Raw genomic sequence first — 16,462 nt, 5'->3', positions numbered from 1 at the left:
AAACGCTATGATCCGACAGATCACAACTATCATTACGTTGGTCGCATCACTTGCGAGCGGCTCCGTCGCTTTCGCGCAAGATCAGGCGGCTAGTGCCGATGGCACCCAACAGACAGAACAGAACGGTGCACCTGCAGCACCACTGTGGCTGACCACTTGCTCCAATCAGCTGCAGACAGAACAGTTGCTATGCGAGGTTTCGCAAAGCATCGTTCTGCGGCAGGGCAATCAAAGCCAGCGCGTGGCAACCGCTTCGATCAATCGCGTTGCCGGTAAATCCGAAACGACTGCCGCCTTCACATTACCATATGGGGTGAGCTTGCCAGAGCCCGTAAAGGTGCTGATCGATGACAAGCAGGTAGGCACTCTGATATGGCAAAGCTGCGATGGAGGTGGATGCTATGCAGACGCCAAGGTGGATGCCGCTTGGCTCAAGGCATTGCGCGGTGGCAAGGTGATGACCGCCGCCTTTAAGGCGCGCGATGGGCGCGATCTCTCTTTCGCCTTCCAACTTGCGGGTATATCTAAAGCAGAGGCCATGTTGCCTGCTGCACGCTAAAACTGAGTTTCTTTTAAAAGCCGCGAAAGTTTTTCTTTCGCGGCTTTTCTATTTTAACAAAAAAGAAGTCAAAAAAACAAACTTTCTTGTCTAAATCTCACCGCACAAAATCCATAACTGGCTTATAAGGATCGGAGAGTTGGCTCACAAAGCCCTTCATTTGACTGGAGATTCTTATGATAAAGCTTATCACGCTCACCTCGTTAGCCGTTACCTTGCTCTCTTCAACGGTTCTGGCTTCAAGCTCAGGCACCATCGACGCAATTACGTTGTCTTCTGGTGGCGTGGCAGAAATATCCAGAAAGCCTACAGTTTCCAACGATGGAATTGTCGAGATCGAAGTTCCTCTCAATCAGGTCGATGATGTACTCAAAAGCCTTGTCCTCAAAGGTGGGAAGGGTGCGATAAAGAGCATTTCTCTCGCTGGCCCAAATCCGCTTGAGGAGACTTTCCGACAACTTCCATTTTCACCATCAAGCCTGTCCTCAATGTCTGCTTTCTTGTCTTCGATACCGGGAACGTCGGTTACAGTTTCGAGTGTTGGAAAAACCGTGAAGGGTAAAGTCCTGGGCGTTGAAGCTGTGGTCAAATCCGACGACGCAAAGTTTCATGTGCTGACCGTGCTTGATCAGGATGGGCAGATCCAGACCATCAAACTTGGCGAAGACACGTCGCTAAGTGTCGATGACGCCGAGATGAAACTAAAGCTTACAAATGCCACAACAGCCTTAGGGCGCGGGAGCAACGATAGTGCTCGTGTCATTCGCATAACAGTCGGCGATCTTGCGGCGACGGATTCCCGGTTGGCTTATGTCGTTGCAGCGCCCATCTGGAAGACGGCTTATCGGATTTTAACGGAGCCAAATGGCAAAGCCCGACTTCAGGCCTGGGCTGTTGTTGAAAATGCAAGCGGCGAAGATTGGAAAGACGTCAAGCTGACGCTTACGTCTGCTGATCCTGTTACCCTGAAGCAGCGCCTGCACCAGATCTATTGGAAGGATAGGGCCGAGGTAATCGTAGACACGGCGACTAATAATGTTGTCGAGGCGGATACCGGAAATCTGGCGAATAGAGTGAGAGTCCGCCCCGCCGCGAGTGAGAAGGCCGCAGTCTTCGAGAGTGATGAACAAATGGCCGATGTGATGCGTGCCCCTGCGCCGGCCATTAGTGGCTACGGAGGTGGTTCAGCGACTGCAAATCCGAGTGGCGCCGTTGCTGCCGCCTCTGAGAATGACACCAGCGCAAGTTTTACGCTTCCGGGCACATTTAGTCTGACCAATGGTGATAGCTTGTCTGTGCCGATCGCTGATGCGCAGATTGACGCGGAAATGATCTCAATCTATCGAAACGGTAGCAGCAACATCCATCCGGTTGCCGCGATTATGCTGAAAAATTCTACAGGCAACAGCATGCCGGGCGGTATCCTGACTGTTTACGACAGTGGTGCCGGTTATGTTGGAGATGCCCAGCTATTGAACCTTCCAAAGGATGATACGAGAATTGCTGCTTTCGCGACAGATCGTAAGGTGACGATTACTCAGGAACAGGAACCAACGAGACAGATCACCGATATCAAAGTCGTGGATGGCATCGTTCGCATTTCGGAAAAAATGCGTGAAACTACGACGTATCGTATATCGGGTGCTCTTGATGCTGACAGGACGGTTATTCTTGAACACCCTGTTCGGGTGGGTTGGTCATTTTCCTCTCAGGCCGACGACGGCAAGACAGTTTCCCACCACCGGTTGAAAGCCTCTGTCAAAGCTGGGGAAGAACAATCGGTTGTCGCTGTGGATGAACAGCTTCGCAGCGAAAGTTTCGGACTCATCGATGTCGATCCGACTGCGCTTTTAAGTTGGTCGTCCTCCGCCTCTGATAAGGGTGTTGCGGAAAAATTCAGCCAGCTTGCAAAAGTACGGCAACAGCAAATCGACAAGCAGCTCGAACTTCAAAGGTCTGAGGAGAAACTGCAGGATCTCCAAGGTGAGCAGGGACGTATTCGCGAAAACATCGCGGCCGTGCCTGAGAATAGCGACCTGAAAGCCAAATATCTCACGATGCTTGAGGAGAGTGAGAGCTCTATCTCAGAAGTGTCGAAAACAAGAGAAACAAGTAAAGTCGATATTGATCGCTTTACCAAAGAACTCCGAAAGCAAATACGGAATTTCTAAAACGAGATGAGCGACACTTCCATCTCAGTGGGCGGACTGTTTCATGGACACCAATTTATTTGGTTGTCCGTGAAATGAAGGCGGTGAGTTACGTCTCAAAAAGATGCGAATTTAGAATGGTACCGTTAGAGCAAACCCAGTTAAATTTGTTCGTTGGTTTCGACATAACTATTTGTTTTTAAGCATTATGTAACGCAAAAAGCTTCGTATTTTTGCTGAAAGTTCTTTAATGTATATTCTGGCCATAAATTAGAAACGACACTACTGTGGTCAAAGCGCCAATAGATGCAAGTAGATAAGCACGTCGCGAAAGCTGGCGTTTTTTATTGGTCAAGCCGATGACTGTCGTGGTCAGAGTCCACAAAACCAAAAACGCCAGAAGCAACAATGTGTAGACTGGCTTGGACAGATCGTATCCGCCTCCACCGATTGAGGAAGTTGCAGGTGGGGGTGGATTTAGCAGTAAGTTAAATCCACCTAAGACTAAAGCGAAGACAGCTACCCAAAAGAAAAATGTACGATCTCTCAATTTTAGCTCCTGGATGATGCTTAGGTTCGAAATAATCTGCCACTGAACGATCATCGGGCAACGATAAGGCTTTGTTGGCTTTTGATACGCCGACCGGTGTGTGAATAGCAATCGTTGATAATTTTGAGTTCAAAACGAAACTAATTCTGTTAGCGTGCGCTTGTATTAGTTTTGAAAATATTCTGCATCATACAGCGTTGGCATTCTTATGAATTGGTTTGGATGGTCAGATGGTAGCATTGGTTTGGAACGGAAAGGATCCGACACCTCTGCTGTTTTGATTGCGGACAGCGCGTCTCAGAGGAATACAATTTCTTGTAATAAATACTTCTTCAAGATGTCAGCGCTTTTCTATGGAAGTGCGCTCCTTCTTTCCAATAGCATGTTTGTTTCGGCTAAAGCCGATGATCGCATGGTGCTTTATGATGCGGAAGGTTTAAAGATTCGCACGCATTTGCAGGCAGGGTTAAACGCCGTCGTCGAGCGGAATTTGTTCTGGAATTTCGCCGACAGATTTGCACCTGATGCCGATTTTAATCCACAAAAGCAATGGCTTGAGGGATACATTAAGCCCGGTATTAGTTTCAGCAAAGACTTTGACGAAGATCGTCGCCTTTACGGTAAGGCGTCATTCGTTGCATCCGGAACGCTTGGCATTGATGCCTATGACACTGGCAACACCGGCGAAATTACATTGGAAGAAGCGCATCTTGGATGGCGTCAGCAAATGAGCAGCCGGAGCTCATTCGATGTGTCGTTCGGTCCGCGCGAATATAAAATTGGAACCGGTATGTTGATCGCCAATGGTGGCAATAGTGGTTTTGAACGTGGTGCATTGAAATTCGGTCCGCGTAAGGCGTGGAAGTCAGCCGCTATAGGTAAATTCAGTTATGACGATGTCGATGTAACTGCGTTTTATCTGCAGCCGAATGAATTACCGAGTAGCAGCAGCAATACGCAGCTTGCCGGCTCGGAGCTGCGCTACAATTGGGAACAAGGCAGTTTTGCTGGCATCACGTACGGACATGTTCTGCACTCAAACTCCCCATACCCCAAAGCTGCTCCCAATGGAATTGGGGCGCCAGAAATTCTACCCGATGGCCGTGATGGGCTAAACTTTATCAATGCTTACGCGATTGGCAAGCCGTTGCCCAACACATTTGATAACCTGATTGCCGGTGGCGAGTTTGCATACGAATGGAACGACCGGATCAATCTTTCCGCTTGGGCGGGTCGCGTTTATGTCGGTTATAATTTCACCGACCTGCCATGGTCGCCCGCTTTGGCATTCGCATATCAGACTTTTTCCGGCGATAATCCTGATACCGAAAAACTGGAGCGGTTTGATCCATTGTTCTATGAAGGTAATCCCAGCTCATGGTCGACCGGGTCAAAATCGTCGATGGTTTTTATCAACTCCAATGTGAATGCCTTTTTGGTCAGCTTGCGGGTGACGCCGACCAAACGTGATGCTTTTACCCTGCGCTATTCTCATATACGCGCGAACCAGCTGCATAGTCCGATCCAGTTCGGACAAGGTACGCGCGTTGAAACAAATGACGGTGTGCCGAACCCTATCGCCGGAGTAAGTAGCTATCATCTGTCAGATGATGTGTTTCTGGAATATAATCGTACCATTAATGCCAACACTTATCTTACGGTTGGGGTCAGTGCGTCATTTCCCGGCGCAGGCATTGATTCAATGATCGATGCTAAAGCACCAATTTGGACTGGAGGATTTGCAAATGTTGTCGTCAACTACTAGTTCGCGGTGCCTTTCAAATAATATGGGCCGATCGGTGGTCAAACATGCCTCACAAGTCCTACTTTTGGCTGCGGGAATGCTGGCCGGTTTTTCTCAGATGGCCTTGTCACAGGAGACAGATGCTATGTCAGCTAAAACATCTGATCCCCGTGTACTTGGCTGGATGGAAGGATCGCCTCCTGCAGAGGATAAAATTATCCGTTTTTCCGATCCTGATTACTTCAGTTTCCCGAAATTGCGTTGGACCGTCTGCCACTTTCGTCAGTTAATGCCGACAATGAATGTGAGCCGCGGCATTGGCTCACCTGGTCCTTTGGCACAACAACCTGACCCGGCGATTGATGCTGTGACTTTCAGCCCTTTGGGCAGTGATAAAACAATGACGTGGGCGCAGTCATTTGATGCGAATTACACCGATGGGATCGTTGTTCTGCATAAAGGAGTAGTAGTGTATGAGCGTTATTCGGGATGTCTGGATGTTGCGGGCCAGCATGGAGCCATGTCCGTAACCAAATCGATTACTGGTTTGCTGGGTGAGATGCTGGTCGCAGATGGGACGCTCGACGAAACAGCCCAAGTTAGCAGCCTTGTGCCAGAGCTTGCAAAAAGTGCATTCGGAGATGCGACTGTTCGGCAAGTCCTGGATATGACCACGGGTTTGGATTACAGCGAAGATTATAGCGATCCGAACGCCGATGTCTGGATATATTCAGCTGCCGGCAATCCTTTGCCGAAGCCTGATAATTACACCGGACCGCGTACCTATTTCGACTATTTGAAGACTGTCCGTAAGCAGGGCGAGCACGGAGATGCGTTTGGCTATCGGACGATTAATTCTGACGCGCTTGGCTGGATTATCGCGCGTGTTACCGGGAGATCTGTAGCAACCCTATTGTCAGAACGTATATGGAGCAAATTGGCCACTGAGCAGGATGCATATTATACGGTCGATTCAGTCGGTACTCCTTTTGCTGGCGGTGGTTTCAACGCCGGGTTACGCGATATGGCTCGTTTGGGACAGCTCCTGCTCAATGATGGTGTGATCGACGGCGAGCGTCTTATACCTGCTGCGGCTATTGCCAGCATCAGGGGCGGCGGCGATAAGAAGGCATTTGAAAAAGCTGGATACAAGCTGCTGTCAGGTTGGAGCTATCGCGGTATGTGGTGGGTTTCCCATAATGCGGATGGGGCTTTTATGGCGCGGGGAGTGCATGGGCAGGCACTCTATATTGATCCCAAAGCCGAAATGGTGATTGCTCGTTTTGCCTCGCATCCAAAGGCGGGCAACGCGTATAATGATCCAACGTCGTTACCAGCCTATCAGGTGATAGCAGATTATCTGATGCAAAAGCCCGCGCCTTGATGAACCGGCTGATGTCAGTGGTCTTCTTGTCAGTTCAGAACCGAGCGTTATGGCTATTATGCCTAACAACAGGAGCACAATGCAGGTGGCTGTGCAAATCAAGATCGTATCTGTGAACACGCCCAAAGGTTATTTCAATAACTATAATAGTATTATCTCTTTTTAGCGAACACAGAATAAAAACACAGCAATTGACTAATAAGCTATTGGATTTGAACAAGATGAATGTCAAATAACGATCTCTGAATGGTGGTTGGTACGTATTACCAGTGCAACCAAACGCGTCCGCCTATTAGGCCAAGAAGCCCAGTAATAGCGATGCCGAGCGTATACCAGGCAGCAATAAACGGAATACCTGCTTCGGGACAGTGAAGTGAATAGACAAGAACACCGCTGCCGCCCGCTACGATGCCCGCAGCAAGACCCGCGAGCGCCGGATTGGCCGGAGCTAGTCTACGCATGGCAGCAAGAAGTGATGTTAGCATCGGCAGGGATATGACAACGATCAGCCATGGACAAACGAGCGCCGTGCGCCCCCAAAGCAACACATCCCTTTGTTCGGGTGCGGCACTTTCCCACTGGTACAGTGCGGCGCCCATCAGGCAGACAAGAAGAATGACCACGGGCAGCCAGTGTAGCTTAGCCCGGATCGGTTGGGACAGGGTAAAAACTGCGGGAACCAAAATCAGAAGCAGAAATATCGCGTAGAAAAGCTTGGTCCAGAATGCAGCGGTTGTTATAGCCACAGATAGATCGTGACGCACGCCCAGAAACAGAAGCATGATGGTCAGCCCCGCAACTATCCCGCCTGTAGCATGGCGCAGAAACAGCCAACGCATGGCATCAGCCGAAACGGGTTTTACGTCAACAGCCAGTCGATTAATCAGATCATCAGTCATTCTATTTACCCCCGAACTTTTGGGCAAGCGCGACAAGGCCACGATGAATGGCCACTTTGACAGCGCTTTGGCTCATACCGCTGGTACGCGCAGCATCGTCAATCGATTGCCCCTCGATTTTCACGCTGCGGATCAGTCCGGCTGTGCGTTCCGGTATGTCGCTCAACATCCTGTCAACATCCATGCGGGCATCTGTGGCATCGGCTTCGTCGACAAACGGAACGTCCTCATCAAGTGCTGTTGTGGGGCGCCGCCCTTGTCGGCGCAGATGGTCGAACAGTTTGTAACGAGCGATGGCGCTGACCCAAGGCATGAATGGCATATTGCGATCATAGGTTATGCGGCGAGTGTGGATCGCAAGCAGTGTTTCCTGCATGAGATCCTCCGCTTCTGCCGCACTGCTGAAAAGGCGTCGTTGGAAGTGTGACGTGAGCAGGCGCGATAATTCGCCAAGTAGTGCCCGGTAGGCAGCTTCATTTCCATCCAACGCCAGTAACATCAGGCTCTTCAACCTCTCTTCGTTCGAATAAGTCAGTTTGAAACTCCCACCCACTGCATATTCGTGAAAGAAACGGAAAAGGTTACACAACCCGGCCAGATGATCACATCGGCGTGATTGATGTAACCATTTTCCTCCGTCCAACGAAACCCTTCTTGTCACGCGCCACTGGCGCTGAGATCAACAGGAGTATCGTTATGACCATCAAACAGAACATCGTTGTCCTTGCGGCGCTTGCCCTGCTTGCAGGCCTTTCTTTCACGCCAGCATCTTTCGCGCAAGACGCGATGAAGCCCGATGCCATGAAGTCTGACACGATGAAAACGGACACCATGAAAAAAGATTCCATGGGCAAGAAGGACGCGATGAAAGGAGATGCAATGCAAAAAGATGCCAAGAAGATGAAGAAGCATGGCGACAAGGCAATGAAAAACGACGGAATGAAGACGGATGCCATGAAATCCGACGCCATGAAGAAGCCGCAGTAATTGCCATTTGCCCGCCGGTCTTCCCTCAGGCTGGCGGGCGTTTCTTTGGAGCGCAATGCTATGGGTCAGCTCGTACATCGTCAGCGTTTACTGACACGCCTCACACACTGGATCTGGGCCGCAAGCCTATTTTTTCTGCTTCTGTCGGGATTGCAAATATTTAATGCGCATCCCACGCTCTATCTCGGTAATGAATCTGGCTTCAGTTACGATAACGCAGACCTTGCTATTTATTCTGTCGATGGTGAAAAGGGTCCAGAAGGCCGGGTTGACATTCTGGGGAAGACTATCGTCACGACGGGCATTCTGGGTGTAACGGGCACAGCGGATGCACTGCATTATCAGGCCTTTCCGCCAGCACTGACCATTCCGTCTTACCGTGATCTTGCCACAGGACGCATAGTTCATTTCTTTTTTGCATGGCTTTTTGTGGCTACCCTAGCATTGTGGCTTGTGGGTAGTATTCTTAATGGACATCTGAAGAAAGATATTCTGCCATCTGCTTCAGATATCCAGCGTTTACCGGGCGATCTGATCGATCACCTGAAGTTTCGCTTTGAGCATAGAAAATCCTACAACCCGTTGCAAAAGCTGACCTATTGTATTGTTTTCTTCGGACTGTTTCCGCTGATCGCGCTCACAGGTTTGGCGATGTCTCCGGGTATGGATGCCATTCTCCCATTGACCGAGTGGCTCGGTGGACGTCAGACTGCGCGTGCGCTTCATTTCATAGCTGCATTATCGCTGGCGCTGTTCTTCCTGGTCCATATCGTAATGGTGTTTGCTGCGGGGCCGATCAACGAATTGCGGTCGATGATTTCCGGTTGGTATCGCGTTGATAACGCCGAAGATAAAACGGAAAAGTCATCATGACCAGATTGCAACTATCCAGACGGCACTTCCTCGGTTTCACAGGGGCTGCCGCGTCATCCATTCTACTTAGCGGCTGCGATGCTTTTGACTTTGTTGGCGAAAGCGAAGACACCACCCGGCGCGTACTCCAAAAGGCGAACGATTTGACCTACGTAGTGCAGCGCAGGTTGCAAGGTCGTGATGCTTTGGCAAGAGAATATAGCGAAAGCGAAATACGCCAGGGTCAAAAGCCGAACGGTGAAACTGACCCGGAAACAGAAGAATACGTTGCCCTTCGAATACGAGATTTTGCCAATTATCACCTGCAAGTGCATGGCCTTGTGGAGACCCCTGCGAGTATCTCGCTGGAGCAATTGCGCAACATGCCTCAACGCACGCAGATTACCCGCCATGACTGTGTCGAAGGTTGGAGTACGGTTGCAAAATGGACTGGGGTTCCTTTGAGGCAAATTCTTGAGATTGTCCGTCCGACAGCGTCTGCACGTTATGTCGTCTTTCATTGCTTCGATGCCGTGGACACTGCGAAAGGCCCAGCTTTGTTTTATGGCAGTATAGATCTGATTGATGCACGTCATCCGCAGACAATATTGGCCTATGGCCTTAATGATCGCGCGTTGCCGGTTGAGAATGGTGCACCTCTCCGTTTACGGGTCGAAAGGCAACTTGGTTACAAGATGAGTAAATATATAAAATCAATAGAACTTGTATCCGGCTTTGCAAACATACAGGGCGGGAGAGGGGGCTACTGGGAAGATTACGGATATGATTGGTATGGGGGGATATAAATGCAGGATGATCGCTCGGATGGCCAGCATCTACAAAATGAATAGTGTCTCGATTTCGAATGGCAGATGTAGGGTGCGACTTAAAAACTCTCCAAAACGTGTCAACGTTACTACATTTCTGTATCAACGAACCATGTTGGAAAAAGAAGAGAGCATCTTCAACGAAGGCTCCTTTTTTGGCAGAGAGGCAATCCATCTTTTATTGCCTCGGTATGATTTTCTATCATCTTCAGGCTCTCGTTCAGAGAGTTGAGAATATTTGTGATATTACATATAGCAAAAATCGATTTTACCATATGTTAAAAGTTCCACTCAAAATTATACTATTTCGAGTTCAGTTTAGTAAATTCAGAATGAAACATGGCGGATTGGAGCGTCGATTTACATCGATCTCAACGTATCCTTTCAGTAACTGACTAAGTTCTCGGTTGCAACGTTTCAAAACTCAACAAAGTTTCGGCCACCATTAATATCTCCTACGAATAAAGAGCCCGGCGAGCACTGATATTGTGACCGTTACGGTCAGCAGAATGAGGGCGAGCGCAGCGCCGAGCGGCCAGTTTGCTTTGTTCAGTATTTCAGTCACAATCATTGGTGCCATCATACGGAAAGATGGACCACCAAGAAGTACCGGCGTGGCATATGCATTCATGGTTAGAATGAACGATAAAACCGAAGCTGCGAGAAGGCCCGGCATGATCTGTGGTAGGCGTACAAGCATGAAGCTTTGGAATGGCGAGGCACCGAGACTGGCTGATGCGAAATCAATATTCTCGTCTAACCCCTCAAAGACACTTTGCAGTGTTAGAACGACATAGGGAAGATTGACTGCGGTGATACCGATAAATACGGCAGTCGGTGTCTGCATGATCGTCAGTGGTGTGGAAATAACCCCAATTTTCATAAGCAGAAAATTCAACACGCCGGTCTGACCGAAAGCCACCATCCAGCCCGCAGCGCGAACAGCGTTAGAAATAAAGAGTGGTAGGATAACTGCCATTAAAAGCAAAGTTTTGAGGCTACCACTCTGGCGCGAAATCCAGTCGGCCAGTGGTAAACTTAGTACGACGCAGACTGCGGTAACTGACGCTGCCATGAGCAGAGTCGTACCCATGCCATTTAGGTAGTAGGGGTCGGTAAAGAATGTCGCAAAGTTTGCTAAAGTAAAGCCTTGCGCCACAAACTCGCCAGGCACAAAATCATTAAAACTATAGCTCAACAAGTACAGCAGCGGCAGAGCCATGAATACGAGGACCAACCCCGTCGCAGGCATGAGAAGTGCGGCGGCGGGAAAAGATTTTTTTTGCATGACTACACCGAGAAATTTAGAATTGTACCTGTCTGGTTAAGCCAGACAGGTTGTTGCAATAATCACGCCTTAAACTCTTTGTTCCACCAGTTTTGCAGATCTGAATCCGCTTTTGCGACATACTCCAGATCGGGTAGCACAAATTGCTCGCGTTGCTCCGATGTGTAATCTACGGCTGATGCAAGTTCCGCTGGCAACTTCACTTCGGAGTTGGTCGGCGCATAACCCATCTGCTCAGCAAATGCTGTCTGGGGCACCTGTTCAAGCATCGCGTTCAAATACTGGTATGCCGCTTCCTTATTAGGTGCGTTTTTAGGCACACTCATATCTGAGAGGTAAAGTCCAATGCCTTCTTTCGGAATGGCAATTTCGATATCGATACCCGCCTTTTTCCACATGTAACCGCGAGCATTCCACATAATGCACATCACGATTTCACCGGACTTAAGCGCTTGTGCGAGGGCTTCATTGGTTGGGTAGATCTTAACGCCCTGCTTTTTCAACTCCAGTAGTTTGGTCTTTCCCGGCTCGTAATCCGAAGGACCGCCGCCAGCAATCATCGCAGCAGATTCTATTGTTGTCTGATACTGAAGATCGATTACACCCACACGCCCGGCATACTTGGGGTCCCACAAGTCAGCGTAAGACGTCGGTGCGGGACTGACTTGCTTTGGATTGTAAAGAATGACACGACCAGTGTAGATATGCGGGATGGAGTAGTTTGTGCGAATGAAAGGTAGAACCTTACTTAGGTTGGGTACTTTCGTTTCATCCAGCTCTTCAGTCAGTCCGTTCTGGAACATTTCAAAGCTGCCCTGCCGGGTAAGGCAGGCAATATCCATAGATCCGCGCGGCAAGCGCCGTTCTGCCAAAAGCTTTGCTCTACGCACTGTGTCAGTGGCAGGATCATATATAACCTGGGTTCCACTGCCCTTCAGATTGCCATCCGCAATATTGATTTGTTGCAGATTCTGATAGTCACCACCCCAAGTGCCAACGACAAGCCGTCCTGCGGCTTTGGCAAAAGAGGGCAGCATCGTGGAGGCCATGAGGCTTCCAGAAAGAATTCCAAAAGTGCGTCTGCTTATTTTGGTCATGTTAATTCCCCTTGTAATCGTTGTTTGACCGTTCCCGGAGGTCTACTGCCTCGTTCGGGAATGAATGACTAAAGCAACACGACGTCCTCCGGCGCGATGCTAATTGTTATCGAGTTTTCAGGAACGAGGTTGACATTGGCCTCATTGAGTTCGCGAGGCGAAGCAACAGCTGTCAAATGCTGACCGTCGGGAAGCACGAGATCAATTTCGACCATGCCCCCTAAGAACACATGCTTTTTGATTATGACGGTCTGACTATTTTGTGCGGAAGGTAAGGGCGCTTTGCTCAGACGGAGTGCCTCTGGTCGGATAAGCACCTCGGTTGCCGTCTTGGAATTAAGAGCAGCATGAAATCGCACACCTCCATTAGTCGTAAAACTTCCACTGTCCGTTGCTTGTCCGGTTAGAAAATTTGCACGACCAATAAAATCAGCGACAAAGCGGTTTGAGGGCTGCTTATACAACTGTTCCGCACTGCCGATCTGTTCAATCACCCCCGAACGCATCAGTACCAACCGGTCGCCAACCGACATGGCCTCTTCCTGATCGTGAGTGACCATAATTGTTGTAATACCAAGAGTTTTTTGCAGGCTACGAAGCTCATCCCGGACTTGCAGACGTAAACGTGCATCCAGATTGGATAAAGGCTCGTCGAGAAGCAGCATATCGGGCCGAATTGCTATAGCGCGAGCAATGGCGACACGTTGTTGCTGGCCACCGGATAACTGTTTGGGCAAGCGGTCCATCAAGTGCGCGAGATCTACAAGTTCGAGAGCGTGCCGTACGCGGTTTTTCAGTTCTGGTTCCGCTACTCTTCTGCGGCGAAGGCCAAAGGCAACATTCTCGAAAATGCTTAGATGCGGGAAAAGTGCATAATTCTGAAATACCAGACCGATATTGCGGCGATACGGAGGCTCGTAAGTGATTTCCCTGCTTCCTAGACGCATGGTTCCGGCATCTGGTTCGATAAAGCCAGCCAGCATGCGCAAAGTTGTCGTCTTACCGCAGCCTGATGGTCCCAAAAAGATAAGGAACTCACCCTCATGAACGTCAAGCGTCATGTCGGATACGGCCCGGAAAGCCCCGTAGGTTTTGGTCAGTCCCTGAATTTGTACACCAACCATCAGACCATCCTCGAAATATTTACAAAGCGATTTGAAATCATCAGCATCAGCGCCACAAAAAGCACTTGCAGAACAGAAACGGCTGCGATTGTTGGATCAATTTTCCATTCCAAATACTGCATCATCGCGACTGGAAGCGTTACCTGTCCCGGGCTAGACAGGAAAATCGAGACCTCCAGATTGCCGAAACTGACGACGAAGGAGAACACAGCGGCTGCGAAAATCCCTGGTTTAATAAGCGGTAAAGTTATGAGCCAAACAACTGTCGCTGGCTGAGCTCCGAGTGAAGCTGCGGCCTCCTCAACCGACATATTTACACCTTCAAGCGAAGCAAGAAGTAAGCGGATACACCAAGGAATTGTCAGCAAGACATGCCCTGCCACAAACACACCTGTTGAACCCACGATTGGTGCGCCAGACGCAATTTCGATTTCAACAACGGTCACGTACAGCGCGGCACCAATGACGATTGCTGGCACCGTAAGAGGTGACATCAAAAGCTGGATCAAAGCACTTCGACCGCGGAAACTCCGTCGCACAATCACCATTGCTGCTGGAACAGAAACCAGAAGACCGGCCAGCATCGCAAAGCTTGCGACAGCTATAGAAAGTAGGAATCCACTCAGAAATTGAGGTTGACGAAAGGCTTCCGAAAACCAGTGGAGTGAATAGCCTTCGACCGGCAACGACAATATCTCATTTGAGATCACTGACAGCCAGAACACAAGCACAAGGGGCAGGAGCATCAGCACAAGGCTGAATGCAATCATTGTAGCTGCTCCCAGTCGTCCCAGGCGCTCTGTAAGAGAATTGCCTCGGACCATGTGACCTACTCCGCTATCATGTTTTTATGAAAGACGCCGCCCTTCATAATGGCAGTAAAACACTCGTCGTGACGTTCCAGTGTGGTGATATCTTCTAATGGGTTGCCATCCACAATCAGAAGGTCGGCATAGGCACCTGGTGCAATTACCCCTATCTGATTTTCCATTCCGCATAGCTTTGCTGAAACTCTCGTCGCGGAATGCAGCACTTCGCTGTTCGTTAAAACGCTTGCGCGTAATGAAAACTCCATTGACTGATATTTGTGAAGCTGCCCGAGCAGATCTGATCCGAATGCCATTGGAAGACCGGCATCACGCATAATAGCCAACGACTCCAGCCCACCACGGCGCACTGTATCAATTTTTGATTGAGAATCCGCACTTAAACCAAAGCTTGCTCCTTCCAAAGCCAGCCCTTCATAAGCAACCAGTGTTGGACAAGCAATTGCGCCAGCTTCTGCGGCCAGTCGCGCAGTCTCGGGAGTTATGAGATTGCAATGTTCAAGCGATTTAACCCCGCATTCAACCGCACGGCGAATGGAAGCGTCTGAATATGTGTGAGCTGCAACGTAAAGTCCGTAATTCTCGGCTTCTTCCACAATGGCGCAAATTTCTTCGCGTGAATATTGCAATACGTGGATGGGATCATTTGGCGAGGCAACGCCGCCGTTGGCCATGATCTTGATGAATTGAGCACCATTCTTGATTTCTTCGCGTGTCGCGCGGCGGACTTCATCGACGCCATCGGCAATGCGTCCCAGACTTCCCAATCGGGCTTCATGCAAGGGTCGATTGTCGTAACGCTTACGGTAATCACCATGGCCGACCGTCTGACTCAACGCCTTACCACAGATAATCAGGCGAGGGGCTTCAACTGCCCCTTCGTCGACAGCAAGCTTCAAACCAAGATCGGCGCCAGCCAAATCTCGAAGGGTTGTGAACCCTCGCATCAGCATATCGCGCATGATCTTGGTGCTACGCAGAGCTATGAGAGATGTCGGCAAAGCGGCATTTTCAGCAAGATCGACAAGCGTCGCTGCCACGTGGACGTGTGCATCGACAAGCCCCGGCATCAATGTTCGACCGGCAAGGTCAATTCTCTGCGCGTCTGGAGCATCGATACGCTGGTCGCTAACCCTTATAATGCGGTCACCTTCGACCAGTACCTCAAGCCCCGACTTGAGTATACCGTCGTCAACATCCAGAATCTGGCCACCGAAAAACACAAAACCCGTCATTGTTCATTCCCCATAACGCGCCAGTTTCGACGCTTGTATACAATAAGTATATTGGCCTTATTCTTGCATGAGGATTGAGGTTTGTCTACATAAAAACAGACTGGTTTGTTTTTATGTTTAGGAATCACTTATATCACTGTTTTAATTTAGATTTATAGGGGGGGCATAGGCATCTTATGTTGATTTTAGATGCAGTTCGCTTAATATCCAGCCACTCATCTAAGTCGTCGTCATTTGTAGAGACCCAATCTCATGAACAGCTCCGCTAAACCGATCAGGGCTCAAAATTCGACGCATTTGCGTAGGAAAACGCAAGCGGAACGCTCGTCATCCACCCGGTCAAGGGTTTGCCAGGCAACACTTGAGGCGCTCGCTGAAGTCGGGCACGGACTCATTTCAACAGCTATGATCGCGCAAAAGGCAAAAGTTTCGCGTGGCGCGCTGACACACCAGTTTCCTTCGCGCAATGACCTGCTTGTTGCGGCCCTTCGCCAACTCCACGAGGACTGGGAGATAGTTCATCCTGTTGCGACAAACCCGGACGAGACACGTTATTCACTCTCTGAACTAACTGAAACGCTGTGGCTCAATATCTTTGCAGACGCGCGATATATAGCGGCGATTGAATTGATGCTGGCGGCGCGCTTGGATAACGAACTGGGTCAGAGATTGCGCGATGAAATGAAGCGATGGGTCGATATACGTGATTTGCGTGTATCGAAACTGGTGGGTTTTGAACCCGCAAACCAGGCGGATACCTTAAAGCTTCATCTGATTTTGTCGGTATTACGCGGAATAGCAGTACATCAAAGTTTCGATCCGGAAATTGCAACCGGTCGAAAACTTGTAGACCTATGGAAGAAAATACTAAACGAAATAACGGATACGTCCGACTGAACGTTAATATTTGAATGAGATTTGGATAGCGCTACCCCTTTC

The 16,462-nt window shown here is 49.5% G+C and carries 15 protein-coding genes; 8 read left to right on the top strand and 7 right to left on the bottom strand.

The annotated features are described in order from the left end of the window. The first annotated feature begins 7 nt into the window (after nucleotides 1–7). The 4 genes from QBD00_RS14370 to QBD00_RS14355 all read left to right on the top strand — a co-directional run bounded on the left by QBD00_RS14370 (nucleotide 8) and on the right by QBD00_RS14355 (nucleotide 6,387). Nucleotides 8–559, top strand: coding sequence for an invasion associated locus B family protein (locus tag QBD00_RS14370; RefSeq protein ID WP_318579828.1), 552 nt, complete (start codon nucleotides 8–10; stop codon nucleotides 557–559). 176 nt (nucleotides 560–735) lie between these two features. Next, a complete protein-coding gene (locus QBD00_RS14365) occupies nucleotides 736–2,730 on the top strand; it encodes a DUF4139 domain-containing protein (protein ID WP_318579827.1) in 1,995 nt (664 codons plus the stop codon). Nucleotides 2,731–3,467: 737 nt separating this feature from the next. Continuing rightward, nucleotides 3,468–5,024: an alginate export family protein gene (locus tag QBD00_RS14360; RefSeq protein WP_318579826.1), complete on the top strand. Its 1,557-nt coding sequence runs from the start codon at nucleotides 3,468–3,470 to the stop codon at nucleotides 5,022–5,024. Between the two features lie 76 nt (nucleotides 5,025–5,100). Next, the gene (locus QBD00_RS14355) at nucleotides 5,101–6,387 is read left to right on the top strand and encodes a serine hydrolase (protein WP_318579825.1); all 1,287 of its coding nucleotides are present in this window, start codon (nucleotides 5,101–5,103) and stop codon (nucleotides 6,385–6,387) included. A 263-nt stretch (nucleotides 6,388–6,650) separates the two neighbouring features. On the opposite strand, the gene QBD00_RS14350 is transcribed toward QBD00_RS14355, so the two are convergent. Both QBD00_RS14350 and QBD00_RS14345 read right to left on the bottom strand, forming a co-directional pair. Beyond that, entirely contained in the window at nucleotides 6,651–7,286 is a 636-nt protein-coding gene (locus QBD00_RS14350; protein WP_264234159.1) for an NrsF family protein, read from the bottom strand. Nucleotide 7,287: 1 nt separating this feature from the next. Beyond that, entirely contained in the window at nucleotides 7,288–7,785 is a 498-nt protein-coding gene (locus QBD00_RS14345) for a sigma-70 family RNA polymerase sigma factor (protein ID WP_235901747.1), read from the bottom strand. 197 nt (nucleotides 7,786–7,982) lie between these two features. On the opposite strand from QBD00_RS14345, the gene QBD00_RS14340 reads away from it, so the two are divergent. The 3 genes from QBD00_RS14340 to QBD00_RS14330 are packed head-to-tail and all read left to right on the top strand — an operon-like array spanning nucleotide 7,983 to nucleotide 9,931. Further along, nucleotides 7,983–8,273 carry a pentapeptide MXKDX repeat protein gene (locus QBD00_RS14340; RefSeq protein WP_151091679.1) on the top strand — a complete coding sequence of 97 codons (291 nt, stop codon included), beginning with the start codon at nucleotides 7,983–7,985 and terminating at the stop codon, nucleotides 8,271–8,273. A 60-nt stretch (nucleotides 8,274–8,333) separates the two neighbouring features. Next, the gene (locus tag QBD00_RS14335) at nucleotides 8,334–9,146 is read left to right on the top strand and encodes a cytochrome b/b6 domain-containing protein (RefSeq protein WP_318579824.1); all 813 of its coding nucleotides are present in this window, start codon (nucleotides 8,334–8,336) and stop codon (nucleotides 9,144–9,146) included. Continuing rightward, a complete protein-coding gene (locus QBD00_RS14330) occupies nucleotides 9,143–9,931 on the top strand; it encodes a molybdopterin-binding protein (RefSeq protein WP_318579823.1) in 789 nt (262 codons plus the stop codon). Before QBD00_RS14335 ends, QBD00_RS14330 begins: the two co-directional genes overlap by 4 nt. A gap of 466 nt (nucleotides 9,932–10,397) precedes the next feature. On the opposite strand, the gene QBD00_RS14325 is transcribed toward QBD00_RS14330, so the two are convergent. From QBD00_RS14325 to QBD00_RS14305, 5 genes are all read right to left on the bottom strand, one after another. Next, entirely contained in the window at nucleotides 10,398–11,240 is an 843-nt protein-coding gene (locus tag QBD00_RS14325; protein WP_318285319.1) for an ABC transporter permease, read from the bottom strand. A gap of 62 nt (nucleotides 11,241–11,302) precedes the next feature. Continuing rightward, entirely contained in the window at nucleotides 11,303–12,337 is a 1,035-nt protein-coding gene (locus tag QBD00_RS14320) for an ABC transporter substrate-binding protein (RefSeq protein WP_151091676.1), read from the bottom strand. A 68-nt stretch (nucleotides 12,338–12,405) separates the two neighbouring features. Next, nucleotides 12,406–13,461 (bottom strand): ABC transporter ATP-binding protein, encoded by a 1,056-nt coding sequence (locus QBD00_RS14315; protein ID WP_318579822.1) that lies wholly within the window; start codon nucleotides 13,459–13,461, stop codon nucleotides 12,406–12,408. Continuing rightward, nucleotides 13,461–14,231, bottom strand: a complete 771-nt coding sequence (locus QBD00_RS14310) for an ABC transporter permease (protein ID WP_191792663.1) — start codon at nucleotides 14,229–14,231, stop codon at nucleotides 13,461–13,463. The genes QBD00_RS14315 and QBD00_RS14310 overlap by 1 nt, the downstream gene beginning before the upstream one ends. A 59-nt stretch (nucleotides 14,232–14,290) precedes the next feature. Next, on the bottom strand, nucleotides 14,291–15,523 hold the full coding sequence (locus tag QBD00_RS14305; RefSeq protein WP_191792664.1) for a metal-dependent hydrolase family protein: 1,233 nt from the start codon (nucleotides 15,521–15,523) through the stop codon (nucleotides 14,291–14,293). A 252-nt stretch (nucleotides 15,524–15,775) separates the two neighbouring features. Here QBD00_RS14305 and QBD00_RS14300 point away from each other — a divergent pair, with 252 nt between their 5' ends. After that, nucleotides 15,776–16,420, top strand: a complete 645-nt coding sequence (locus QBD00_RS14300; protein WP_191792665.1) for a TetR/AcrR family transcriptional regulator — start codon at nucleotides 15,776–15,778, stop codon at nucleotides 16,418–16,420. Nucleotides 16,421–16,462: the final 42 nt, after the last annotated feature.

Origin of the sequence: Ochrobactrum sp. AN78, assembly GCF_029909885.1 — a bacterium.
Classification (GTDB): Bacteria; Pseudomonadota; Alphaproteobacteria; order Rhizobiales; family Rhizobiaceae; genus Brucella; species Brucella quorumnocens.
This window is presented reverse-complemented; position numbering and strand designations above follow the sequence as displayed.

Coding starts and splice junctions, on each gene's coding strand:
- QBD00_RS14370 (WP_318579828.1), top strand. CDS start 8: ATGATCCGACAGATCACAACTATCATTACGTTGGTCGCATCACTTGCG.
- QBD00_RS14365 (WP_318579827.1), top strand. CDS start 736: ATGATAAAGCTTATCACGCTCACCTCGTTAGCCGTTACCTTGCTCTCT.
- QBD00_RS14360 (WP_318579826.1), top strand. CDS start 3,468: ATGAATTGGTTTGGATGGTCAGATGGTAGCATTGGTTTGGAACGGAAA.
- QBD00_RS14355 (WP_318579825.1), top strand. CDS start 5,101: ATGCTGGCCGGTTTTTCTCAGATGGCCTTGTCACAGGAGACAGATGCT.
- QBD00_RS14350 (WP_264234159.1), bottom strand. CDS start 7,286: ATGACTGATGATCTGATTAATCGACTGGCTGTTGACGTAAAACCCGTT.
- QBD00_RS14345 (WP_235901747.1), bottom strand. CDS start 7,785: ATGTTACTGGCGTTGGATGGAAATGAAGCTGCCTACCGGGCACTACTT.
- QBD00_RS14340 (WP_151091679.1), top strand. CDS start 7,983: ATGACCATCAAACAGAACATCGTTGTCCTTGCGGCGCTTGCCCTGCTT.
- QBD00_RS14335 (WP_318579824.1), top strand. CDS start 8,334: ATGGGTCAGCTCGTACATCGTCAGCGTTTACTGACACGCCTCACACAC.
- QBD00_RS14330 (WP_318579823.1), top strand. CDS start 9,143: ATGACCAGATTGCAACTATCCAGACGGCACTTCCTCGGTTTCACAGGG.
- QBD00_RS14325 (WP_318285319.1), bottom strand. CDS start 11,240: ATGCAAAAAAAATCTTTTCCCGCCGCCGCACTTCTCATGCCTGCGACG.
- QBD00_RS14320 (WP_151091676.1), bottom strand. CDS start 12,337: ATGACCAAAATAAGCAGACGCACTTTTGGAATTCTTTCTGGAAGCCTC.
- QBD00_RS14315 (WP_318579822.1), bottom strand. CDS start 13,461: ATGGTTGGTGTACAAATTCAGGGACTGACCAAAACCTACGGGGCTTTC.
- QBD00_RS14310 (WP_191792663.1), bottom strand. CDS start 14,231: ATGATTGCATTCAGCCTTGTGCTGATGCTCCTGCCCCTTGTGCTTGTG.
- QBD00_RS14305 (WP_191792664.1), bottom strand. CDS start 15,523: ATGACGGGTTTTGTGTTTTTCGGTGGCCAGATTCTGGATGTTGACGAC.
- QBD00_RS14300 (WP_191792665.1), top strand. CDS start 15,776: ATGAACAGCTCCGCTAAACCGATCAGGGCTCAAAATTCGACGCATTTG.